Raw genomic sequence first — 22,231 nt, 5'->3', positions numbered from 1 at the left:
TGAGAATTCAAAATATGGTTCCTAAGTGCGTAACGCTGGTTTATGGGGTCGCGGCGTCTGCCGCGCCCAGGTTGAGCCGCTCGATGATTTCCTGGGCTTCTTCCGACGGCGTGGCCGATACGCACAGGGAAATGTGCTCTTCGTCCGCCGTCGGCTCTTCCAGCGCATCAAACTGCGATTCGAGCAGCGCGGGGGGCATGAAGTGCCCGTGGCGCGATGCCAGGCGGTCGGAGATCTTTTCCTTGCTTCCCTGCAGGAAGACGAACACCACGCCTTCACCGCGCAGGGCGTCCCGGTAGCGCTTCTTCAGCGCGGAACAGGTGACGACGCCGGGGGTTCCGTCCTGCGTGTGCGCGCGGATCCATTCGGCGATGGATTCCAGCCACGGCCATCTGTCCTCGTCGGTCAGCGGCTCACCGGCCTGCATTTTTGCGACGTTCGACGCCGGGTGCAGGTCGTCGCCTTCCGCCAGGTCCCATCCGAGCCTGCCGGCCAAGAGGCCGGCCACAGTTGATTTACCGGATCCTGAGACACCCATGATCACCAGTACCGGCTGCTGCGCAGTCTTCGCCATCAAAGTCTGCCTTCCTGAATAAATATGATTTAAACAGAGGCCAGCATATGACACGGGTTACACCCGGGCAACCCTAGAACCCGGCGATGGTTCCGGAACCGTTGATTGTGACGACATGAAACGCCTCGGCACTGCGCCCGTCGGCCAGACCGGCCCGCGCGCCGGTATCCAGCGTGAGCGCTCGGACTGTGCGGTCCATGGCCTCCAGGTCCGGGTGCTGGCTGGCATGGACATGGATCGCCGCCAGCTTCTCCTCGACGTGTGCCGTGACGTCCACAAAGTGGTTGTCCCGTTCCTCGGGCCCGGCAAACAGCCAGAGCCACGGAAGCTTGTAGGCTTCAAGGCCCGCCTCGGCCAGGTCCGGGTATGCGAAGGGGTTTTCCAGGGCCGGATAGACAGCGCGCGTTACGGCCTCCCCCACGGCGAGGTGGTCCGGGTGGCTCTTCTGAATACGGTTCCAGTTGCGTTCGGGATGCATGGAAAGCACGACGTCGGGCCGGATCTCCCGGATCAGCTTCACCACTCCCCTCATCACCTCGTGCGTCGGTTCCAGGTAGCCGTCCCGCTCGTGGAGATAGTGGATGTCGGTCACCCCGACCAGCGCAGCGGCCCGGCGTTGTTCCTCCGCCCGCATGGCCACGATCTCGTCGCGCTGCGCCGGGTCGAAGCCGCCGGCGTCGCCGTCGGTCATGATGCAGTAACTGACCTCGACTCCTGCCGCGGTCCAGGCAGCGATCGTCCCGGCGGCGCCGAAGTCGATGTCGTCCGGGTGGGCGGTAAAACAAAGGACCCGCTCAACCCGGTGGTGCTCCGGGTTGAACGGGCTCTGCGCCGTAGCGTTGATGCTCAATTCATCAGCCTTTGCGCTTCTTGATCTCTTCGGTGGCCTGCGGAAGGACCTGGAAGAGGTCGCCGATGATGCCGAAATCGGCGATCTCGAACACCGGTGATTCGGCGTCCTTGTTGACGGCAACAATGACCTTGGCGGTCTGCATGCCGGCTTTCTGCTGGATGGCGCCGGAAATGCCGGCGGAAATGTACAGCTGCGGGGACACCGTCTTGCCGGTCTGGCCCACCTGCGCGTCGTGGCCGATCCAGCCGGCATCGGTTGCCGCGCGGGACGCACCAACGGCGGCACCGAGGGCATCGGCAAGTTCCTCAACGGGACCAAAATCGCCGTCGACGCCGCGTCCGCCTGCCACCACGATCCGCGCCTCGGTGAGGTCCGGACGGCCGCTGGCCGGCTTGTCCGTGCGGCCGGTGATCCGGGCAGCGCCGGCCGAGGCGGATTCCGGGACGTCGACGGTGAGTACCTCGGGGCTTGCCGCCGCTCCCGCGGGTTCCGGCGTGACGCTGTTCGGCTTGACCGTCAGCACGGACACGGCCGTGGTTGCCCTGGCCGTGGTGGTGTAGGAGCCAGCCAGCACCGACTTGTGGGCCGTGCCGTCCGGGTCCACTCCCACGACGTCGGTGATGACGCCGGCGCCAAGCTTGATGCCCAGCCGGGCTGCGATCTCCTTGCCGTCAAACGAGTTCTCCAGGAGCACCGTCGTGGCACCCGAGGCCGCCACGGCCCCGGCCAGGAATGCGGCCTTTGGGCCGACCAGGTATGCGTCAAGGTCGTCGGACGAGGGCCGGAAGATGGCGGCGGCGCCATGGGCACCCAAGGCGGCGGCGACGTCGTCGTTCAGCGGTCCGTTGACGGCTACGGCTGTGTCACCGAGCGCACGGGCGATCGTCAGCAGTTCGAGGCCGCTCTTCTTGAGGGCCTGCCCGGGGTTGTCAATGAATACAAGTACTTTTGCCATGTCTGGAATCCTCTTAGAGCAGCTTCTGGGCGGCCAGGAACTCGACCAGCTTGATGCCGGCGTCGCCTTCGTCGGTGATGATGGTGCCGGCGGTGCGCGGCGGGCGGGGGGCTGCCGTCTGCACGGCGGTCCAGGAACCGGCTTTGCCCACCTGTGCGGGGTCGACGCCGATCTCCGCGAGCGAGAGCGTGGTGATGGTCTTGCGCTTGGCAGCGATGATTCCCTTGAAGTTCGGGAAGCGCGGCTCGTTGATCTGGTCGGTTACGGACACCACGGCAGGCAGCGGCGCCTCGATGGTGTCGTAGTGCGTGTCACTGTCGCGGCGGGCGATGACGCGGCCGCCGTCCACTTCCAGTTCGGAGGCGAACGTGACCTGCGGGAGCCCGAGCCGTTCGGCCAGTTGCGCAGGAACGAGGGAGGTCTCGCCGTCGGTGGACGCCATGCCGGTCAGGACCAGGTCAACGGGGCTGTCTGATCCCAGGAGGCGGACGGCTGCAGCCAGCGCCAGGGACGTCGCGGCGGCATCGGATCCGGCCAGCGCGTCGTCGCGGAGGTGGACGCCTTCGGTGGCGCCGATCTGGAGGGACTTCTTGATGGCATTGACGGCACCGGCGGGACCCATGCTCAGAGCGATGACCTGGTTGCCGGCCTTTGCTCCGCCGCGGGCTTCTACCAGCTGCAGCGCGGCTTCCAGGGCGTATTCGTCCAGCTCGGACAGGATGCTATCGGCGCGGTCCGTGGTGTTGTCCTCGGCGCTGAGGTGACGGTCCAATTGCGCGTCTGGTACATGCTTGACCAGAACGATGATCTTCAATGTCTCTTCCACTTTCTGTACAGCAGCCTTCCATGCTTGTGGATAGCCAGCCGGGTGAGGTTATGGCCGCGGATCTCCCCCGGGGTGCGGGTAGAACCAAGCTAACCATATAGCGGGGTGCCCGCGCCGTCCCGTTAAGGCCTGTGTCAGGCAGGCGGGGCTTACACCCGGCCGGCGCCGGACCACGGCAGCGAAGCAGCGGAGGCGGGGCCACCATGCCGGCGGCCCCGCCTCCGCTGACGGGTAGATTCGTGCTAGCCGCGCCGCCGGAGGCGGCTCCGGCAGTTACTGCTCCGCTGCCGCTCCGAGTGTCACGTCCACCTGCTGTTGCTGGCCGCCGCGCTGGAATGTGACCTTCACGGTCGCACCGGCCGGCTGCTCTCGAACCGCTGCGGTCAACTGGTTGGGATCGCTGATGACGAGGTCGTTGAATTTCGTCACGACATCGCCCACCTTCAGGCCTGCCTTGGCGGCGGCGGAGCCTGACTCCACGGTGGCCACTTCCGCGCCCACCGAGAAGGACGAGCTTGAGGACGTGGACGACTTCGGCTTCACGCTGACGCCGAACTGGCCGTGCGTGGCCTTGCCGTTATCGATGATCTCCTGCGCCACACGCTTGGCGTTGTTGATGGGAACGCTGAAGCCCACGCCGATGTTGCCGCTGGTGCTTGAGCTTGACTCGCCGCCGGCCGAGGCAATGGCCACGTTCACACCGATCACTTCACCCTTGCTGTTGACCAGGGCACCGCCGGAGTTGCCAGGGTTGATGGCGGCATCCGTCTGGATCACGTTAAGGGAGATGGATCCCTGGTTCGCGGAGTTCTGGGTCTGGCCGCCGTCCGGCGGAGCAAACTGGAAGCCGCCTTCGCCGTCGCTTTGGGAATCATCCGCGCCTTCCTTGGGCGCTGCCGATGAGGCCACGCTGATGGTCCGGTTGAGCGTGGAGACGATACCGTCGGTGACCGTTCCCGTCAGGCCAAGGGGCGAGCCGATGGCGATGGCGGTGTCACCAACGTTCAGCTTGCCGGAGTCCCCAAGGGTTGCCGGCGTCAACCCGGACGGGTTGTCCACCTTGATCACGGCAAGGTCGCTCAGGGGGTCGGTGCCAACGATTTTCGCGGTGAGCACCCGGCCGTCACTCGTCCGGATTTCGATGGTGGCGTTGGCCGTCTTGCCGTCAAGGGTCACAACGTGGGTATTGGTCAGGATGTGGCCGTCCTCGTCGAGGATGATTCCTGAACCGGTGCCGCCGTCGCTGCCGCTCGTCGCTTTGATGGTCACCACACTCGGGGACGCCTTCAACGAAGCGGCGGTAATGACGTTCACGTCATCTTTGTTGTTGACGATCACGGTGCTGGGCTGTCCGCCGGCGCTGCTCACGGCTGACGTGGAGCCATTGCTGATGAAGGCGTCGCTGGCCGCCACCACTCCGCCGCCCACCAGGCCGGCGGCAAGAATGCTTGCGACCAGGGTTCCCACGCCAAAGGCCGCTTTCCGCTTCGGGGTGCTGGCCGGATCGGAGGCGTACATGCTGCCCGGGTGCTGGTGGCCGGCCTGATAGGGGCCGCTGCCCTGCGGGGCGCCGGCACCGGAGTAGTTGCTGTGACCCTGGTGGGCGTCAGGCTGGCCGGAATGCTGGGCGGACGGGCCGGCCTGCTGGCCGTAGAAGGGCTGGTGCTGCGGATAGACGGGCTGCGGTGCACCGTCTCCGTGAGGATGTGGCTGACCGTTGCGGAAGGGCGCACTTCCATCGTCGGACGGTGCACGGTCGAGCCGGACGGTCGGGTTGTCCTGGGCGCCTGGGTTCCCTTGGGCGCCTGGGGTTCCCTGGGTATCGGAGTTTCCTTGGACTGAGTCTCCGGCCGGTTGCGCCGGAGCCTGCGGCTGCAGCGCGGGCTGCTGCTGGTGCCCTGCATCCAGCGGTTGCGTGTCCGCGTGAGCAGGCTGCGCCGGCCAGCCCTCGCGGGGCTTTTCCGGACCCCTGTTCTCAGGCGATCCACCCTGTGCTGGGTTCTCAGTCATTAGACTTCCTTTCATCCTCGTCTGCCTTTAACTATGGACCCTCAGACTGGAGCTAAGGCGTCCGTTGGCTGGGAGGTTGCTGAACGCCGCCGGAGTCCGTTTTTGGCGGGTCCGGCAAGTGCTTGCAGCGCTTTTCGCTGGTGGCATATTCCCCGATGTGGACGGGTATTTTGGTGCACCATAGAATCAAATGGAATTGCCACAGCGACCTGCGGCTTTACACATGCGTGGGGGCGCTGCTGCATTCTGTGACGACTGGCTCGGCCCGAATCAGTCGCAGAAGTGCTGAAGGGTTGCACATGCGGTCTAAGTTCAAACGCCTCCTCGCCGTGATCGGCCTTGCCGGGCTGCTGGCGGTTCCCGCCACTGCCGCCTGGGCAGAAGATCCGGTGACCCTCGACCCAACGACCAAGATCGTCGACTCCGCTGGCGTTTTGGGCGGTAAGAAGTCCGACGTCGAAGCTGCCATCAAGAAGCTCGGCACGGATCACGCCATGACATTCCACGTTGTCTACGTGAAGAAGTTCGAGAACCCCACCGACAGGGTTGCTTGGGCAAAAGCAGTAGCCGACAAGGCAAGTTTGGGCGCCAACGCCATGCTTCTGACCGTTGCAACTGAAACCCGTCAGTACCAGTTGAGCAAGCCGTCAAACAGCAAAATAACGAACGCCCAGCGCGACAATATCCGCGACAAGGCCGTTGATCCCCAGCTTCGAAATGGAGACTACGCGCAAGCCGCCATCGACGCTGCCGCTGCCATCGGCGATGCCGCCGGCGGCGGTCAGGGCAATGTGCCAGGTGATGGAGCAGGAACGGCCGTCCTGGTTGGAACCGGAGTGGTGGCTGCCGGCGGTGTCGGCGCCTACCTCTACCTCAGAAACCGCCGGAAGAAGGCTGCCATCGCTTCCAGCGCCAGCTACGGACCGCAAGGCGCAGAGCTTGACCCGCTGGCCTCCCTGAGCGTGGACGAGCTGCGCAAAAAGAGCGGTTCGCTGCTCATTGAAGCCGATAACGCCATCAACTCCAGCGAGCAGGAACTGGGCTTCGCCCAGGCACAGTACGGCGATGCCGCCGTCGGGAATTTCACCAAGGCCCTGCAGGAAGCCAAGGGTCACATGTCCGAATCGTTCAAACTGCAGCAGCAGCTGGACGACCACATCCCGGACACCGAGGAACAGCAACGGAGCTGGCTTGGCGAAATTATCCGCCGTTCCGAGGCTGCCCTGGCCTCACTCCAGGAACAAAAGGCCGACTTTGATTCGCTCCGTGAACTTGAGAAGAACGCCCCGCAGGCCCTTGCCGCGGTGAACGCCGGGGCCCAGGAAGCTGACGCCAGGATCGCCACGGCTGAACAGACCCTGACCACCCTGCGGGAGAAGTACGCGGACAGCGCCCTTGTCCAGGTCTCGGACAACATCGGCCAGGCCAAGGAGCGGCTCGCGTTCGTGCAGAACGCGTCATCAACGGCCCGGGACAAGCTGGCAGCCGGAGAAGGCAGCCTGGCTGCCGTGGCTGTCCGTGCCGCGGAGGAAAGCCTGCACCAGACGAAGGTTCTGCTCGAAGCCATCACGAAGGTCTCCGGGAACCTGGACGAGGCCCGTAACAGCCTTGAGGCCGCTGTGGTGGACACATCCCAGGATCTCGCGCAGGCCAAGGCAATGATCCAGTCCGGAGCCCATCCTGAACTTGCCGGGCCGGTGGCCGGAGTGGAAGCCGCACTGGCCCAGGTCAAGGCGGAAATCCAGGGCGGCAAGATCGATCCGATCGCCACCCTGGAGCGGGTGGAAACTGCCCATCAGTCGCTGGACCAGTCCCTGACGGGCATCCGGGACCAGCAGGAACAGGCCCGCCGCGCGCAGGCGTCGCTGCAGCAGACCATCATGTCGGCGCAGGCGCAGATCAGCGCCACCTCGGACTACATCACGGCGCGCCGCGGCGGAGTGGGGACCGAAGCGCGTACGCGCCTGGCCGAAGCCCAGCGGAACCTGGATTATGCCTTGTCCATCTCCCGCAATGATCCGGTCACGGCACTGACGTACGCCCAGCAGGCCCACGCACTGGCCGCACAGGCCGCGCAGCTCGCCCAGGGCGATGTGGACAGCTTCGGCTACGCAAACCAGGGCTATGGCCGTGGCGGCATGTTCGGCGGCGGAGGCGGCGGAGGTGGCCTCGGCGGTGCCATCCTTGGCGGCATCCTCATCAACTCCATCCTCAACGGCGGCAGCGGCGGCGGTTGGGGCGGCGGCCACAGTGACGGCGGCGGCTGGGGCGGCGGCGATTTCGGCGGCGGCGGAGATTCCGGCGGTGGCTGGGGCGGCGACTCCGGAGGCGGCGGCGACTTCTAGCCGATCCACAGACTAGGCGGCGGCCGGTTTCCCCGGCCGCCGGATAGAAGCGGTATATCAACTGTTCACTGAAATCAGTGGCGACCACTGAGCAGGATGAAAGGCAACACCATGGTTAAGCAGTCCATTTTCGGCCGTATGGCGCAGCTGGCAAAGGCGAACATCAACTCCTTGCTGGACCAGGCCGAAGATCCGCAGAAGATGCTGGACCAGATGGTCCGGGATTACACGAACAACATTGCCGAAGCTGAATCTGCTGTGGCGCAGACCATCGGCAATCTGCGGATGCTCCAGGACGACTACAACGAGGACGTCAAGAATGCCCAGGACTGGGGCAACAAGGCCCTGGCAGCGTCCCGCAAGGCCGACGAGTACCGGAGCAGCGGCGACGCCGTGGACGCCCAGAAGTTCGACAACCTGGCCAAGGTTGCCATCCAGCGCCAGATGGCAGCCGAGAACGAGGCCAAGGCCGCAGAACCCAGCATCGCCTCGCAGACCGAGGTTGTGGACAAGCTCAAGACCGGCCTTGACCAGATGAAGAGCAAGCTGAACGAGCTGACCAGCAAGCGCAATGAGCTGGTGGCCCGCTCCAAGACCGCCGCAGCACAGTCCCAGGTCCACGACGCCCTCAAGAGCATCGATTTCATGGATCCCACCAGCGAGGTGGGCCGCTTCGAAGAGAAGATCCGCCGCGAAGAGGCGAAGGTCCGCGGACAGCAGGAGCTCGCCGCGTCCAGCCTCGACGCACAGTTCAACCAGCTCGAAGACCTTGGCGAGCAGACTGAGATCGAAGCTCGACTCGCGGCCCTGAAGTCCGGCGGCGCGAAGCCTGCCATTGGGTCGTCGGCCAATTCGTCGGCTGCCGACTCCACGGTTGAAGAGGCTGATTTCGACAAGCTCTAGTAGCTGATCCGGTTCCGGACCGGACGCCGGAAAGGCCGGGGTTCCCTGACGGGAACCCCGGCCTTTCGGTTTTCGTCGACAGCGCCCGCAGCTAGCTCAAGGTCACCGCCGGTTCGCCTCCCGACGTCAGCCCGGTACCCGCCGTACAGCTCCCGGAACGGACATCGCCGCCGTTGTAGGCCTGGCGCAGGCAATTGCGCAGGGCCAGCTGGCCCCAGTAGTTCGGATGCAGTGATTCCTGGATGTAGTAGTCGCTGAAGGCAGTGCTCGCCGTCCGGATCTCGTTGATCCACTCGCTGAGGTCCGCTGCGCCCGCGCTCCGCCAGTCCGCCAGCGCGGTGTTGTTCAGCTTCTTCGTCGTATCGGCGCACAGTTCATGGCCGCTGAAGAGCGCGGACACATTGAGCGTGCGAACACCTGACACACCGGAAGCAGCGATTCCGGCTGAAATGGTGGAGTTGATGGCAGGCACGGCGGTCCCCGCCGCCCAGTCCAGGTCCGCGTTCCAGAATCCGCAGCCGTAGGTACTCTGCCGGCTGAAACCTGATTCTGAATAGGCGATTCGGGAACTCCGCGGCAGGGGCGAGACGTAGTTCTGCACCACCAGGCTGTACTCACCGGGCGCGTAGCCCGCGTTGCCCATTGCCTTGGCAACGTTGGCCAGCGACGTGCCGATCCGGGCCGCCACAGCCGCCCTGTTGGCGGCCGAGAAGTTCGTGGCCACCGTGGTGGAGTCCTTGCAGTAACTCGGCGCCCACCAGGGGCTGGTCATGAACTTGGAGACACACGTGGCGATGATGCCGGCAAAACCCAGGTCATTGCCGCCGATCGAGACCACTACCATCCTGACCCGGTGGGATGATGCGAAGCGCTGAAGTTCAAGGGCCTGGCCGGTGTTCCCGGCTGCGTCGTTGTAGAAGTCGAGGCCCGGTTTGAACTCCCCTGACGAGTTCCAGGACGTGGCCGTTTTGGCGCCGGAACAGGCCAGGTTGAGCGCCTGCGCCTGGCCGATGCTGATTTCCGCTGACGAGGAACGGTGGCAGCCGCCCGTGCGCTCGGACTGGCCGGCATCAAGGTAGGCGGCGTCGCCCAGGGCGTCCGCCTGGGCCGGGTCGCTCGAGTTGCCCGCCCAGCGGCCTGCCTCCCCCGAAATGTAGGAGTCTCCGACACTCACCACCCACGCATCGCCGCCCGGGGGCGCAGCATGGGCGACGGGGGCAATCAACCCGGACACCGAGACGGCGGCGGCCAGCCCTGCCAGGAGTGTCCGGGCGGCGGGCAGACGGCGGCGTGCTGTTCGGGCCGCCCTGGCCTCTCTTGAATCTTTGGCCGCTGCAAGGAATAGCTTCATTGGTCATCCTTTTTCCTGCGCGCGGCATCTTTGCGGCGAACAGGTGGGCGGCATCCGGCCGCCTCCAGCCGTATACCGTTGTCAACAGGAAAAGGCCCGATCCGAACGGAACCGTCCCTGCGGAGAATGAACGCAACGGACGGCAGGAGCGAGTCTACGGCCAAGTTACCGGCCAGTAAATAGCACCGAGCGGCGTGTACCGTGGAAGCATGCCTTCCACCATTGTCTGGCTTCGTGATGACCTTCGCCTGGATGACAATCCGGCGCTGGCCGACGCGGCAGCCCTGGGCCACCCAGTAACCGTCGTCTACGTCCTGGATGAAGAATCGCCCGGGGTGCGCGCGCTCGGCGGTGCAGCCAAGTGGTGGCTGCACCATTCGCTGGCGTCCCTGGCTGCCGGGCTGGAGGCCGCCGGCTCCCGGCTTGTCCTTCGGCGAGGGAAGGCGGCGGGAATCATCCAGGAGCTGGCCGCAGAGACCGGAGCCACCCATCTGAGGTGGAACCGCAGGTACGGCGGGCCCGAACGCAGCATCGATGCCGGCGTTAAGGCCTGGGCCGGCGACGAAGGCCTTGATGCCGCGAGCTTCCAGGCCAGCCTCATGTTCGAGCCCTGGACCATCCGCACAGGCGCCGGCGGACCCTACAAGGTTTTCACGCCCTTCTGGCGCGCCTGCCTCGACGGCGGTGAGCCGCGGATGCCGTCCGGCGCTCCCGGCAAGCTTCCTCACCCGGCGCAGAACGACGACGGGGAGCTCCCCCACAGCGACGACCTGGACAGCTGGGGGCTGCTCCCCCGGTCACCGGACTGGAGCGCCGGACTTGCGGAGGCTTGGACGCCCGGTGAAGCGGGCGCGCACAGCCGCCTGCACGATTTCCTTGACGGCCCTGTCGAGGAGTACGGAACCGGCCGCGACCGGCCGGGACTCGAGGGCACCAGCCGCCTCTCCCCCCACCTTCGTTTTGGTGAAATCAGTCCCTTCCGCGTCTGGCACGCGCTCCGTGAGCGCTTCCCGCACCAGGCACCCGCCGACGTCGGGATCTTCCGGTCCGAATTGGGCTGGCGCGAGTTCTGCTGGCAGCTGCTCTATGAGAACCCGGAGCTGGCCACCCGGAACTACCGCCCCGATTTCGACCGTTTCGAGTGGCAGACGCCGTCGGACGCTGAGCTGGAAGCGTGGCAGCAGGGCCGGACGGGCTATCCGTTGGTGGACGCCGGAATGCGGCAACTGTGGCAGACGGGCTGGATGCACAACCGCGTCCGCATGGCCGCCGCATCGTTCCTGGTGAAGAACCTGCTCGCTGACTGGCGGCTGGGCGAGGCCTGGTTCTGGGACACCCTGGTGGACGCCGATTCAGCCAGCAATCCGGCCAACTGGCAATGGGTGGCCGGATCAGGAGCGGATGCTTCCCCGTATTTCCGGATCTTCAACCCGGTGACGCAAAGCAAGAAGTTCGACGCGGCGGGCCGCTACCTGCGGGAGTTCATTCCGGAAATCGCCGGGATGGATGACAAGGCGATCCACGAACCCTGGAAGTCTCCGGAACAGGCCGCCGGGTATCCGGAGCCGGTGGTGGGCCTGCCGGAGTCACGCGAGCGGGCCCTGGAGACCTACCAGAAGCTCAAGGAGAGCTGAGCCGGGCCGCCTATAGCGAACCCGGCCAGCGGCCAGCGCCAGCCCCGGCAGGCCGGTCAGCGGCTGCTGACCTTGCCCATCAGGGACGCAATGGGACTCAGGAAGAGCGGCCTGGCCAGGAACCACGCAGCGACCATCACGGCGACTGACGCGGCAAAGATGCCGAAGCCCACCCAGCTGACGTCATCGCTGCCGCCGTACATGTGGTTGAGGTTCCGGAGCGCACCGGTGGCGAGCACCAGGAACACGTGAACCACGATGAAAGCGGCAAAGTAAATCATCACCGGGAAGTGCACGGCCCGGGCTGCCTCGATCGGGTAGGCCTTGTTCAGCGCCTTGGCGTTCTTGGGCCAGGCCGAGGACATCCTGAGGCCCGTGATGAACGCCAGGGGCGCCGCGATAAAGACCGTGATGAAGTACGTGAGCAGCTGCAGGGCGTTGTAGTTGACCCAGCCGTTCTCCGTGGGCCAGTTCAGGGATGCGTACTGCAGCGCCGCCGAGAGCGCGTTGGGGAAAACATCCCAGCTGGTGGGCACGATGCGCGCCCACTGTCCGGTTGCGAAAATCAGGACGGCGAACACGATGCCGTTGAGGATCCACAGCGCGTCCAGGACGAGGTGGAACCACAGCGCGAGGCTGATCTTCGTCGGGGCATTCCTGGTGCGGATCATGCCCTTGTTGTTCCGGGTCCAGTAGGCCGCCGGACGTGTCTGCGTGCGCACCTGCCAGCCGGAGCGGATGATCAGCAGCAGGAAGAAGCCGTTGAGGAAGTGTTGCCACGCCAGCCAGGCCGGGAAGCCCTCAGGAGTTCCCGCAGGGAGCTCTGAGTGGCCCGGGTAGGCCGCCAGGAAGTCCTTGACCCCGGCAAGTCCGGTGATCCACTTCGCGAGAAGCACCACGAGAAGAAGGGCAACGAGCGCGGCCGGCACTGCCCAGTACAGCTTGGCCCATTTGCTCTTCGCAGTTCCGGACTTCTTCTTGGTCGGTAGTGACATCGAACAGCATTCCTCTCGAGAATGATCGACTAGTGACGTAGGCGGATCCACCCCTCCCGGGTGCACCAGCGGGAGCGCCGGCCGGGTTAAGTGCGCCTTAATAGCTTGAATCATGAACAGCGGAAGAGCGAACCCTGACGGGCCGGTGGTCATCCCCCGCAACATAGGATCCGTTTCCTGGCGGCGCCGGCCTGCCAATGCGGTGATCGTCGTTGAACAGCCACTGGCACCGTAGGACGTAGCCCCCGCGAACGAGAATACTAGGAAATGCTAGTAGTTGGTGACCCGGGGACAAAGAAAAAAGGCCCTGACCGGCATATCTGCCGGTCAGGGCCTCTTCCATGGTTGCGGGGACAGGATTTGAACCTGTGACCTCTGGGTTATGAGCCCAGCGAGCTACCGAACTGCTCCACCCCGCGTCGCTAGATCAACACTACCCTACTTTTGCGGCCGCTCCGACCACTCCCCCGGCGCCGCCCCCGGGATCCGGGGCAAAGCAAAATGAGCCGGGCAAAGCAAAAGGCCCGGATTCCCTCTCGGGAATTCCGGGCCTTTCCTTCAGTTGCGGGGACAGGATTTGAACCTGTGACCTCTGGGTTATGAGCCCAGCGAGCTACCGAACTGCTCCACCCCGCGTCGCAAGAACAACATTACCCGCCGGTGAACTTCAGACCAAATTGAGGCGACGTGATCTGCGTCTCGGGAATGGTCGGCCGCTGCAAACCTGCCAAACCCGGCCTCTACGGCACAGGGTGGATACGCCCAGGGCCTGACACGGCAGAGGCCGGCTTCCCCGTCCTCGCGGAGGGGAAGCCGGCCTCTGCCGTGCCTGCAGGCTATCGGGAGCCTGCGCGGCGCCTGATCAGTTACTTGCCGAGGGCGACGGCGTCGCCGCGGCCGAGGGGGTTGCCGTGGGTGCCGGGGTGGGTGAAGCACTTTCGGCACCGAGCTTCGCTTCGGCGTCGATCGCCTTCTGCAGTGCCGCGGACAGCTTCTTCTGCTGCTCTCCGTAGGCGGCGAAGTCACCCTTCGCGAGGGCCTCCTGGCCCGCCTTGATGGCTGCGTTGGCCTCGTCCAGTGCAGCCTTCAGTTCCGCCTTGGCGTCGGTTCCGCCGGTGGCGGGCGGGGTGCCGCCTCCGGTGGCGGGAGGGGTCTGGCCGTTGTTGGCTGAATCACCGGCCGAGGCGCCGGAGTCTCCGCCGAACAACTGGTTCAATGCCTGGTCAAGGGTGGGGGCAAAGCCGATCTTGTCGCCGAACGCCACCAGCACGCGCTGCAGCGTTGGATAGGACGTTTCGCCCGTGGACCGCAGGTAGACAGGCTGCACGTACAGCAAGCCGCCGCCCACCGGGAGGGTGAGGAGGTTGCCGTTGAGGACGTCAGACGCGCCCTGACGGAGCAGGTTCAAGGCCTGGGACACCGTGGGATCCGAGTTGAACTTGTTCTGCGCCTGGCCGGGGCCGGGAACCTGGGCTTCCGGCGGGATCTGCAGGAGCCTGAGCTGGCCGTAGCTTTCCGCTTTCACACCCTTCTGGTTGCCGGCATCGGAGTCCGCGGCCAGGAAGCCATAGAGCACGTTTCGCGCTGTGCCGTTGACCACCTGGGGAATGAACGACGACGTGAGCTGGAAAGCGGGCTTGTCCTGGTCCGGCATCTGGAGCGACATGTAGAACGGCGGCTGCTTGACCGCATCACTGACGGTGGGATCGTTAGGGACGGACCACGCGTCGTTGTTCGTGTAGAAGTTGTCCGCCTGGGTGACGTGGTAGCGGCCCAGCAGTTCGCGCTGCACCTTGAACAGGTCCTCCGGGTAGCGGACGTGGCTCATGAGTGCCCCGGACATCTCGGAGAAGGGCTTCAGGGACGTCGGGAAGACGTTCTGCCAGGCCTTCAGCACCGGGTCCTGGTCGTCCCAGGCGTACAGCGTCACGGAGCCGTCATAGGCATCAACAGTTGCCTTGACGGAGTTGCGGATGTAGTTCACCGAGCTGTTGGGCAGGGCGACGGTGCGTCCCGCCGTCGTCTGGGAATCGGCGGTGGCCGACGACAGCTGTTCCTGCTGGGAATAGGGGAAGTACTGGCTGGTGGTGTAGCCGTCCACGATCCACTTCACCCGGCCGTCCACAACAGCCGGGTAGGCGTTGCCGTCGACCGTGAGGTACGGGGCGACCTTTTCAACGCGGTCCCGCGGGTTGCGGTCGTAGAGGATCTGCGACTCGGCGTTCACGCCGTCGGACAGCAGGAGATCTGAGGACTGGAACTTGATGGCGTACAGGACCTTGTTGAAGAAGCTGCCGACGTTCGGGCCGCCGTTGCCGGTGAAGGTGTACTGCGTTTCGCCGTCGCCTTCCTTGCCCGCCGGACGGTCCTGCTCGCGGTTCGGCGAGCCCTTCGGGGCTCCGACGATCGAGTATTCCGGCGAGTTCTCGCCGAAGTAGATCCTGGGCTGGTAGGTCGTGTCGTTGCCGAGGACACCGGTGGACGGAATGCCGGCCTGAAGGAACTCGGGTTTGCCGTCCGCGGTGAACTTGTTGCCCTTGGCCGCGACCACGCCATAGCCGTGCGTGTAGACCACGTGCCGGTTCAGCCAGGACTGCTGGTTGGCGCTGAGGCCGTCCGGATTGAGTTCACGGACTGCGATCACCGTGTCCTGGACCTTGCCGTCGACTTCGTACCGGTCCACGTTCAGTGCGCTCGGGAACTGGTAGTAGGGCCGGTACTGTTCCAGCTGGGAGAACGCGTCCGAAATCAGGTTGGGGTCCAGGAGCCGGATATTCGCAGTGGTTTGTGCATCCGGCGCCAGGGCACCCGTCGTGGCGGTGGTGGTGGCGTTGTACCGGTTCTCCTGGATTTTATCCAGGCCGTAGGCTGCGCGGGTCATGCTGATGTTCCGTTCGATGAACGGCTTCTCAAGGGTCTGCTCGGACGGGCGCACCTGGAACTGCTGGATGACCCACGGGTAGACACCGCCGGCAAGGATGGACGTAATGACCAGCATGGCCGTGCCGATGACGGGCAGGCGCCATTTGCCGATGATGGCTGCGACGATGAACAGGATCGCCACCAGCGCGGCGGCGACAGCCAGGATGGACTTGGTGGGGATGACGGCGTTGACATCCGTGTAAAGAGCGCCGGACCAGCGACCGTTGCTGTTCTGCACCGCGGAGTAGCGGTCAAGCCAGAAGTTCACGCCGAGGAGCAGCAGGAAGGCCGCACCCGTCACGGCAAGGTGGATCTGGGCCGCGCGGCTGGTGAAGATGCCGCGTTCCATGATCCGGATGCTGCCGTAGAGATAATGCGTCAGGATTCCCGCGATGCCGGCGACCACCACCACGCTGATCAGGAAGCCCGTGACGAAGCCAAGGAACGGCAGGGTCATCAGGTAGAAGCTGATGTCGAGGTTGAACTGCGGGTCGTTCTGCCCGAACGGTTCCTGGTTCAGGAAGAGCAGCACTTTCTGCCACTGGCTGGCGGCGGCGCTTCCGGCGAACAGGCCGAAGAGTATCGGCAGGCCGACCATGACCACCCGGCGGACCGGTTCGAGCTGCGCCTGGTAGCGGTTCAGGTTGTCCCTGATCTCCGAATCCGGGGCGTAGACGGGACGGGCGTGGTAGGCGATCCGGATGGCATAGAACATCGCAGCGAACATGAGCGCGAAGGCGACCAGGAAGATGATGATGCGTGCCAGGTTCTCCGTGAGGAAGACTTCAAAGAACCCAAGCTGCTGGTACCAGAGAACATCGGTCCAAACATTGGCGAAGAAGATGAATCCGACCACAACCAGTGCTACGACGATCAACGTCGGCGTCAAGGCACCTCGCCTTGGCTGGGGTCTTCCGGGCGGAGTGGAGCTGGCGGGACGGGACAAACTCGGTACCTCATAGCTGGTCGTCAGTTACTGGTTTTGTCAAAACTCAGGGTGCGTGATGCTCGGACCGCCGTCACACCCCGGACTTGGGGTGAACGGCAGTCATTAGTGCCACGAGTGGCGGTGGTGCTTAGTTCCTGCAATTAGTCTAGTTGCTGGTGCACGCGGGAAGCCCGGATGTGTCGCCGCCTGAACCGATCACGGCGACGGCTTCCCTGGCCTCGGCCAGGTTCTCGACTTTGACCACCTGCAACCCGTCCGGAATGTGTCCCACCACTTCCCCGCAGTTGGCAGCCGGAGCAAGGAACACCTCAGCACCGTGCGCCCTGGCCCCGTACATCTTCTGCCCGATCCCGCCGATGGATCCCACGACGCCGTCGGGCGTGATGGTGCCCGTCCCGGCGATGTGTTTACCGCCGGTCAGGTCCCCCGGGGTGACGGTGTCGATGATGCCCAGGGCGAACATCATGCCCGCGCTGGGGCCGCCCACTTTTTCGAGGGAAATCTTGACGTCAAAAGGGAACTTGAATTCGTACTGCAGCAGTACGCCGAGGATGAATTTTCCGGCGGCGTTCTCCTTCGGGGTGATGGACTCCGTGACCTGCGACCCGTCACGGGTGACGACGACGGTGGCAGGCTTTCCCTTTCCGGCGGCGAGTTCCTCCTGCACGACGCTGAGCGACGTCACGGGTTTGCCGTTCACGGTGGAGAAGACATCGCCGGCCTGCAGCTTGCCGGCGGACGCCGACTGATCCGCAAGGTCTGCCACCCGCAGTTTCTGTTCGAACGGAATATCGAGTTCCTTCAGGGCGGAAGCCGTGGCGTTCTCCTGGGACGTGGTCATGGCCACTGCGCTCTCCTGCTGGGACTCCTCCTTCGTCACCCCGGTGGGAAAGATGAGCTCCTCCGGATAGACCGCCTTGGATTTGTCCAGCCACGCCGAAAACGCTTCGAAGACGCTCACCGGGCCGTTGGGGCCGCCGTCGACATAGACAGTGGTGAGGTCCAGGTTCCCCTTGGCCGGAAACGTTTCACGGCCGGTCACGCTGATGACCGGCTTGCCGTTGTCATTGGCCAGGGTGTTGAAGGTGGGCCCCGGTGATTCAACGACGTACGGCACGGGAAGACTGGCAGCGGTGATGCCCAGCGCGAGAGCCAGCAAACCGGAAGCCACCATTGCGGGGTAGCGGTTGTCGCCTGCTTTGGCACGGCGGGACGTCGGCCGGCGGGAAAGCCTGCTGCGGGTCGTCCCGCTGCCGCTTCCCGGTTCCGCAGGATCCCCTGGAACCTGGTCGCCCTGAGTGATTGTCAATGAAGGACCTCTCCGTACCTGCGCCCGCTGACGCGGCCCCGTGGCTGAACCGGCTCGCACTGACGGCAGCCTGCAAATATTCCGATGACTAACACTACGCGTTGAGCGGGCGGCGCCGCTCTTTGCCGACAGCGAACGGGGCCGGATTCGGCAGACAGCCGCCAAGGCCGCGGGGTACCGTGAAGGTGATCAACAGTCACACCGACGATCGGCGGGATCATGACCTCCAACCCACTCAATCCGTCCAATGGGGACGACGACACCCCTAAGGATCCGCTTGCGGAAATGCTACAAAACCTCATGGGTGGCAAGGGCATGGGTGACATAGACCCCGCTGAACTGGCCAAGGCTGCCGGGCTTCCGGACGATCCGAACCTCCTGGCCCAGATGTTCTCGCAGGTGCAGGCCATGATGAGCGCGCCCTCCGAAGGGCCCGTGAACTGGCAGCTCGCACACGACAACGCGCGGCGGGTTGCCGCGAGCGGGTCCGACCCTTCGGTGACGGCGCAGCAGTCCCGCGAGATCGATGAGGCACTGCGCCTGGCCGAGCTGTGGCTTGACCAGGTCACTGAGCTCCCCGCGACCGGCCTGATCGGCCGGGCCTGGTCCCGCGCCGAGTGGGTCGAGGAGACGCTCGGCACCTGGAAGCGGCTCACTGAGCCGGTGGCGAACAGCATTGCGAATGCGCTGTCCACAGCCATGACCGAGCAGATGCCCGAGGAAATGAAGTCCATGATGGGCGGAGCTTCCTCCATGCTGCAGAACATGGGCGGGGCCATCTTCGGCATGCAGCTCGGCCAGGCCATCGGTGCCCTGTCCGCGGAAGTGGTGAGTTCGACGGACATCGGGGTTCCGCTGGCCGACCTCGAAATGGCACTGCTCCCGGCCAACGTGGCAAAGTTCGGCGAAGGCCTGAGCCTGCCCGAGAACGACATCCGGCTTTTCCTTGCGGTGCGGGAAGCGGCGCATGCCCGGCTCTTCGTCCAGGTGCCCTGGCTACGCGGCCACCTCCTCGGAGCCATCGAGGCCTACGCCCGGGGCATCCACATTGACACGTCCAAGATTGAGGAACTGGCCCGGGAGATCGACCCCAGCAACCCCGAAGGCATCCAGGAGGCGCTGTCGCAGGGCGTGTTTATGCCCCAGCGGACCCCCGCCCAGGAACAGGCACTGGAGAAACTCGAAACGGCACTGGCCCTGGTCGAAGGCTGGGTGGACGAGCTGACCGCAGCAGCCACCGAGAAGTTCCTGCCCTCGGCATCGGCGCTGCGCGAGACGGTGCGCCGCCGCCGTGCCACGGGCGGCCCGGCCGAGCACGCCTTCTCGTCCCTGGTGGGACTGGAGCTGCGTCCCCGCCGTTTGCGCGAGGCTGCCGCACTCTGGGCCTCCCTCAAGGAAGAACGCGGCACCGAGGGCAGGGACGCCATCTGGCACCACCCCGACCTCCTGCCCACGGGCGAGGACCTGGACGATCCCCAGGGGTTCAGTGCACGGCGCAAGCTCGCCGAAGCGAGCGACACCGAGGTGGACGACGCGCTGCAGAAGCTGTTGAACGGCGGATTCGACGAACCGGCCGAGGACGAAAAGGCGTCCGGCGACGGCGGCGAAGGCCCCGGCTCCGGCTCCGGCCCCGGCCCCGGCCCCGGCTCCGACGACGGTAGCCCCGGCCCAGGCAAGGACGACGACGGCGGGACGCCGAAGGCCTGACCCGCCGGCTTTGGGGCAGCTAGCCGAGCACTGACGGACCGTGGGATTCGTCGGTGCTCGAGCTTTGTCCGTCGACGTCCGGCGACATTCCCCGCGACGTGGCGAACGCTACGCCTTCAAGGAACGCCTTGGCCCGCTGGGTTTCGGGGTAACCCTCCAGGAGTCGCCAGAACGCGGCATTGTGTCCGGCGACGAGCAGATGCGCCAGTTCGTGCAGCAGCACATAGTCGATGACCCACTGCGGCATGGTCCGCAGTTTGTCCGAGAGCCTGATGGTCCCGTCGGCGGGAGTGGCGGAACCCCAGCGGGAGTTCTGGTTGCTCACCCACCGCACGGACGACGGCACGGAGCGTCCGCCAAGGTACTTCGCCGACAGTTCGGCTGCATGCGCGGCCAGGGCGGCATCCGTGGCCGGCCTGCGCCGCCCCTCACCGCGCGACCGCCGGACACCTTGCAACCGGAGCTTCTCCAGCATCCGGTGGACCCATTCGCTTTCCTGGCCTTTGGTGAAGTGCGCCGGGATGGCCACCACGGCCGTTCCGTTTTCCCAGAACGCAGCCACGGTCCGGCGACGGCGGGCGGAGCGGCGGACGACCACCGGCGCACCATCCGGGGTGGTCAGCGGAATCGCCCGGGGCGGGGCGCCGCCGGCCATCAGGCGCTGCTGCTTTCCGTGAGGACTTCGAGCACGGCTTCGCCGTACTTTTCCAGTTTCGAGGGCCCGATTCCGGCCAGCTGGGCCAATTCTTCGAGGGAGGCCGGCCGCGCCTCGGCGATGGCGGTCAGCGTCGCATCGGTGAACACCACGAAGGCTGGAACCTCGGCGGCCAGGGCCACGTCCTTCCGCCACTGGCGCAGCGCGTCGAAGGTCTGTTCCTCGTAGCTCGGCGGGCATTGGCTGCAACGGCCCACCTTGCGTTCAGCGCCGGTGGACAGCATGCTTCCGCAGACCCGGCACATCGCAGGGGCTGCCGCCTTCCGCCGCGGCGCGGGCCCCTTGCCGCGCGCCGTCGAAGTGGCCACCGAGTCCGGCCGAAGGCCGTCCAGGAAGCGGGACGGCTTCCGGTTGGCCCTTCCGCCGGGGGTCCGTGCCAGCGACCAGGAAAGGGACAGGTGCTCCCGTGCCCTGGTGATGCCCACGTAGAGCAGCCGGCGTTCCTCATCCACGTCTTCCGGGGAGTCGGCGAACGAAATCGGCATGAGGCCTTCGCAGAGACCCACAAGGAAGACCGCGTCCCACTCGAGGCCTTTGGCGGCGTGCAGCGACGCCAGGGTCACTCCTTGCACGGTCGGGGCATGCTGGGCGAGCGATCGTTCCTGCAGTTCGTTGACAAAATCCGAGAGCGTGAACTGCGGACCCCGGCTGAGCACCAGCTCATCGGCCAGCGCAACCAGCGCGGCCAGCGATTCCCAGCGTTCCCGCAGCGCTCCGCCGTTGTGCGGGGCGGACTCCGTGTATCCAAGGGATGCAACGATGTCCCGGACCAGCTGGCCCAGTGGCCCGGGCTCCGCGGTTTCGGCAGCAGCCCGGGTGGCGGCCCTGAGCTGGAGGATCGCGTCCCGGACTTCCTTGCGGGCGAAGAACCGCTCTCCGCCGCGCAGCTGATAGCCGATTCCGGCCGATGCCAGAGCCTGTTCGTATGCCTCGGATTGGCCGTTCGTGCGGAACAGGACGGCGATCTCGCTGGCCGGTGTACCGGCGTCGAGCAATTCACGGATCTTGATCGCAACGGTGGCGGCCTCGGCTTCGTCGTCCGCGCATTCGGTGAACTGCGGCGCCGGCCCGGGCTGCCGTTGAGCCACCAGTTTGAGCGGTGCCGCCCATGCGGCGTCCGCCACGGGGCCTCCGCTGCGCCGGCCCGCGAGGAGGTCGTTCGCCAGTTTGACCACCTGCGGCGTGGAGCGGTAATCCCTGATCAGCTTGACGACGTTGGCGCCCGGATACATGGCCTTGAAACCGAGCAGGTGCTTGGGAGAGGCGCCGGTGAACGAATAGATGGTCTGACTGGCGTCGCCCACAACGCACAGTTCGTCGCGTCCGCCCAGCCAGAGTTCCAGGAGCCGCTGCTGCAACGGCGAAACGTCCTGGTATTCGTCCACCACGAAGTGCCGGTACTGTTCGCGGACCGTGGCTGCCACCTTCGGGTCCTCCTGCAGTATCCCGACAGTGATCAGCAGGACGTCCTCGAAATCGATGACGTTGCGGTCCGTCTTGACGTCCTCGTAGGACTGGAACACCCGGGCCACGGCCGTGAGGTCGAATCCGCCCGGGTTGCCGCGGCCCTGCGCGTTCTCGAGGTAGTTCGCCGGCGTCAGCATGGACACCTTGGCCCACTCGATCTCCGAAGCCAAATCCCGGATGGACGCCCGGTCCGTGCTGAGCCTCAGGCGGCGGGCGGCTTCGGCGATCATCTGCGCCTTGTGGTCCAGGAGGTTTGGCAGCGCACCGCCCACAGCCTGCGGCCAGAAGAACTGCAGCTGCCTCAGCGCGGCGGCGTGGAAAGTCCGCGCCTGGACGTTGCCGACCCCGAGGTCCCGCAGCCGGCTCCGCATCTCCGCTGCAGCGCGCGCGGTGAAGGTCACGGCCAGCAGCCTCTGCGGGCTGTAAACGCCTGAGTGCACGCCATAGGCAATCCGGTGCGTGATGGCACGCGTCTTGCCGGTGCCGGCGCCCGCGAGCACGCACAGGGGACCGTTCAGCGTGCTCGCGACTTCCCGCTGCTCGTCGTCCAGTCCGCCGAGGATACGGTCCTCCAGGGAACGGTTATCCTGCGCTGCGGGCTCGGGGAAAGCGGTGTCGCCCTGGGCGGTGCGTTCAAAATTCTCAGTTGTCACTTGCTGCTCATGTCATTTGGTGCTGGGTCGATCGGTGATGTCTTGTGAAGGTCCGCTGTGGCC

15 protein-coding genes and 2 tRNA genes are annotated in these 22,231 nt (G+C 65.4%); 4 read left to right on the top strand and 13 right to left on the bottom strand.

Annotation, left to right across the window (positions count from 1 at the left end; translation table 11 throughout):
• Positions 1-40: 40 nt before the first annotated feature.
• The 5 genes from AC6JAC_RS08075 to AC6JAC_RS08055 form a co-directional block, all read right to left on the bottom strand.
• Complete coding sequence (locus AC6JAC_RS08075) at positions 41-574, bottom strand: gluconokinase (RefSeq protein WP_028270216.1); 534 nt, start codon at positions 572-574, stop codon at positions 41-43.
• Between the two features lie 73 nt (positions 575-647).
• Positions 648-1,424: a PIG-L deacetylase family protein gene (locus AC6JAC_RS08070; RefSeq protein WP_028270217.1), complete on the bottom strand. Its 777-nt coding sequence runs from the start codon at positions 1,422-1,424 to the stop codon at positions 648-650.
• Positions 1,425-1,428: 4 nt separating this feature from the next.
• The gene (locus AC6JAC_RS08065) at positions 1,429-2,382 is read right to left on the bottom strand and encodes an electron transfer flavoprotein subunit alpha/FixB family protein (protein WP_497964224.1); all 954 of its coding nucleotides are present in this window, start codon (positions 2,380-2,382) and stop codon (positions 1,429-1,431) included.
• 13 nt (positions 2,383-2,395) lie between these two features.
• Entirely contained in the window at positions 2,396-3,196 is an 801-nt protein-coding gene (locus AC6JAC_RS08060; protein ID WP_497964222.1) for an electron transfer flavoprotein subunit beta/FixA family protein, read from the bottom strand.
• Between the two features lie 285 nt (positions 3,197-3,481).
• Entirely contained in the window at positions 3,482-5,218 is a 1,737-nt protein-coding gene (locus AC6JAC_RS08055; protein ID WP_043437965.1) for a trypsin-like peptidase domain-containing protein, read from the bottom strand.
• Between the two features lie 299 nt (positions 5,219-5,517).
• Between AC6JAC_RS08055 and AC6JAC_RS08050 the strand changes: the two genes are divergently transcribed.
• Positions 5,518-7,563, top strand: a complete 2,046-nt coding sequence (locus AC6JAC_RS08050; RefSeq protein WP_028270220.1) for a TPM domain-containing protein — start codon at positions 5,518-5,520, stop codon at positions 7,561-7,563.
• Between the two features lie 111 nt (positions 7,564-7,674).
• A complete protein-coding gene (locus tag AC6JAC_RS08045) occupies positions 7,675-8,466 on the top strand; it encodes a PspA/IM30 family protein (protein WP_028270221.1) in 792 nt (263 codons plus the stop codon).
• A 91-nt stretch (positions 8,467-8,557) separates the two neighbouring features.
• Here the strand turns inward: AC6JAC_RS08045 and AC6JAC_RS08040 are convergent, their stop codons facing one another.
• A complete protein-coding gene (locus AC6JAC_RS08040) occupies positions 8,558-9,817 on the bottom strand; it encodes an SGNH/GDSL hydrolase family protein (protein ID WP_454698954.1) in 1,260 nt (419 codons plus the stop codon).
• Between the two features lie 209 nt (positions 9,818-10,026).
• Here AC6JAC_RS08040 and AC6JAC_RS08035 point away from each other — a divergent pair, with 209 nt between their 5' ends.
• Complete coding sequence (locus AC6JAC_RS08035; protein WP_028270224.1) at positions 10,027-11,451, top strand: cryptochrome/photolyase family protein; 1,425 nt, start codon at positions 10,027-10,029, stop codon at positions 11,449-11,451.
• A gap of 56 nt (positions 11,452-11,507) precedes the next feature.
• On the opposite strand, the gene AC6JAC_RS08030 is transcribed toward AC6JAC_RS08035, so the two are convergent.
• The 5 genes from AC6JAC_RS08030 to AC6JAC_RS08010 all read right to left on the bottom strand — a co-directional run bounded on the left by AC6JAC_RS08030 (position 11,508) and on the right by AC6JAC_RS08010 (position 17,626).
• On the bottom strand, positions 11,508-12,446 hold the full coding sequence (locus AC6JAC_RS08030; protein WP_028270225.1) for a cytochrome b/b6 domain-containing protein: 939 nt from the start codon (positions 12,444-12,446) through the stop codon (positions 11,508-11,510).
• 342 nt (positions 12,447-12,788) lie between these two features.
• Positions 12,789-12,865: transfer RNA gene (locus tag AC6JAC_RS08025), tRNA-Met, on the bottom strand.
• Between the two features lie 143 nt (positions 12,866-13,008).
• Positions 13,009-13,082: transfer RNA gene (locus AC6JAC_RS08020), tRNA-Met, on the bottom strand.
• Between the two features lie 226 nt (positions 13,083-13,308).
• Positions 13,309-16,314, bottom strand: a complete 3,006-nt coding sequence (locus AC6JAC_RS08015) for a UPF0182 family membrane protein (RefSeq protein WP_497964219.1) — start codon at positions 16,312-16,314, stop codon at positions 13,309-13,311.
• Positions 16,315-16,462: 148 nt separating this feature from the next.
• The gene (locus tag AC6JAC_RS08010; protein WP_497964217.1) at positions 16,463-17,626 is read right to left on the bottom strand and encodes a YlbL family protein; all 1,164 of its coding nucleotides are present in this window, start codon (positions 17,624-17,626) and stop codon (positions 16,463-16,465) included.
• Positions 17,627-17,845: 219 nt separating this feature from the next.
• Here AC6JAC_RS08010 and AC6JAC_RS08005 point away from each other — a divergent pair, with 219 nt between their 5' ends.
• Positions 17,846-19,333, top strand: a complete 1,488-nt coding sequence (locus AC6JAC_RS08005; protein WP_497964215.1) for a zinc-dependent metalloprotease — start codon at positions 17,846-17,848, stop codon at positions 19,331-19,333.
• Between the two features lie 19 nt (positions 19,334-19,352).
• Here the strand turns inward: AC6JAC_RS08005 and AC6JAC_RS08000 are convergent, their stop codons facing one another.
• Both AC6JAC_RS08000 and AC6JAC_RS07995 read right to left on the bottom strand, forming a co-directional pair.
• On the bottom strand, positions 19,353-19,988 hold the full coding sequence (locus AC6JAC_RS08000) for a M48 metallopeptidase family protein (RefSeq protein WP_497964213.1): 636 nt from the start codon (positions 19,986-19,988) through the stop codon (positions 19,353-19,355).
• On the bottom strand, positions 19,988-22,168 hold the full coding sequence (locus AC6JAC_RS07995) for an ATP-dependent DNA helicase UvrD2 (RefSeq protein WP_442853357.1): 2,181 nt from the start codon (positions 22,166-22,168) through the stop codon (positions 19,988-19,990). The genes AC6JAC_RS08000 and AC6JAC_RS07995 overlap by 1 nt, the downstream gene beginning before the upstream one ends.
• Positions 22,169-22,231: the final 63 nt, after the last annotated feature.

This window comes from Arthrobacter sp. KUASC02 (assembly GCF_059739395.1).
The sequence above is the reverse complement of the archived record's forward strand: the minus strand, read 5'-3'. Positions and strand labels throughout refer to the sequence as shown.

Coding starts and splice junctions, on each gene's coding strand:
- AC6JAC_RS08075 (WP_028270216.1), bottom strand. CDS start 574: ATGGCGAAGACTGCGCAGCAGCCGGTACTGGTGATCATGGGTGTCTCA.
- AC6JAC_RS08065 (WP_497964224.1), bottom strand. CDS start 2,382: ATGGCAAAAGTACTTGTATTCATTGACAACCCCGGGCAGGCCCTCAAG.
- AC6JAC_RS08055 (WP_043437965.1), bottom strand. CDS start 5,218: ATGACTGAGAACCCAGCACAGGGTGGATCGCCTGAGAACAGGGGTCCG.
- AC6JAC_RS08050 (WP_028270220.1), top strand. CDS start 5,518: ATGCGGTCTAAGTTCAAACGCCTCCTCGCCGTGATCGGCCTTGCCGGG.
- AC6JAC_RS08045 (WP_028270221.1), top strand. CDS start 7,675: ATGGTTAAGCAGTCCATTTTCGGCCGTATGGCGCAGCTGGCAAAGGCG.
- AC6JAC_RS08040 (WP_454698954.1), bottom strand. CDS start 9,817: ATGAAGCTATTCCTTGCAGCGGCCAAAGATTCAAGAGAGGCCAGGGCG.
- AC6JAC_RS08035 (WP_028270224.1), top strand. CDS start 10,027: ATGCCTTCCACCATTGTCTGGCTTCGTGATGACCTTCGCCTGGATGAC.
- AC6JAC_RS08030 (WP_028270225.1), bottom strand. CDS start 12,446: ATGTCACTACCGACCAAGAAGAAGTCCGGAACTGCGAAGAGCAAATGG.
- AC6JAC_RS08005 (WP_497964215.1), top strand. CDS start 17,846: ATGACCTCCAACCCACTCAATCCGTCCAATGGGGACGACGACACCCCT.
- AC6JAC_RS08000 (WP_497964213.1), bottom strand. CDS start 19,988: ATGGCCGGCGGCGCCCCGCCCCGGGCGATTCCGCTGACCACCCCGGAT.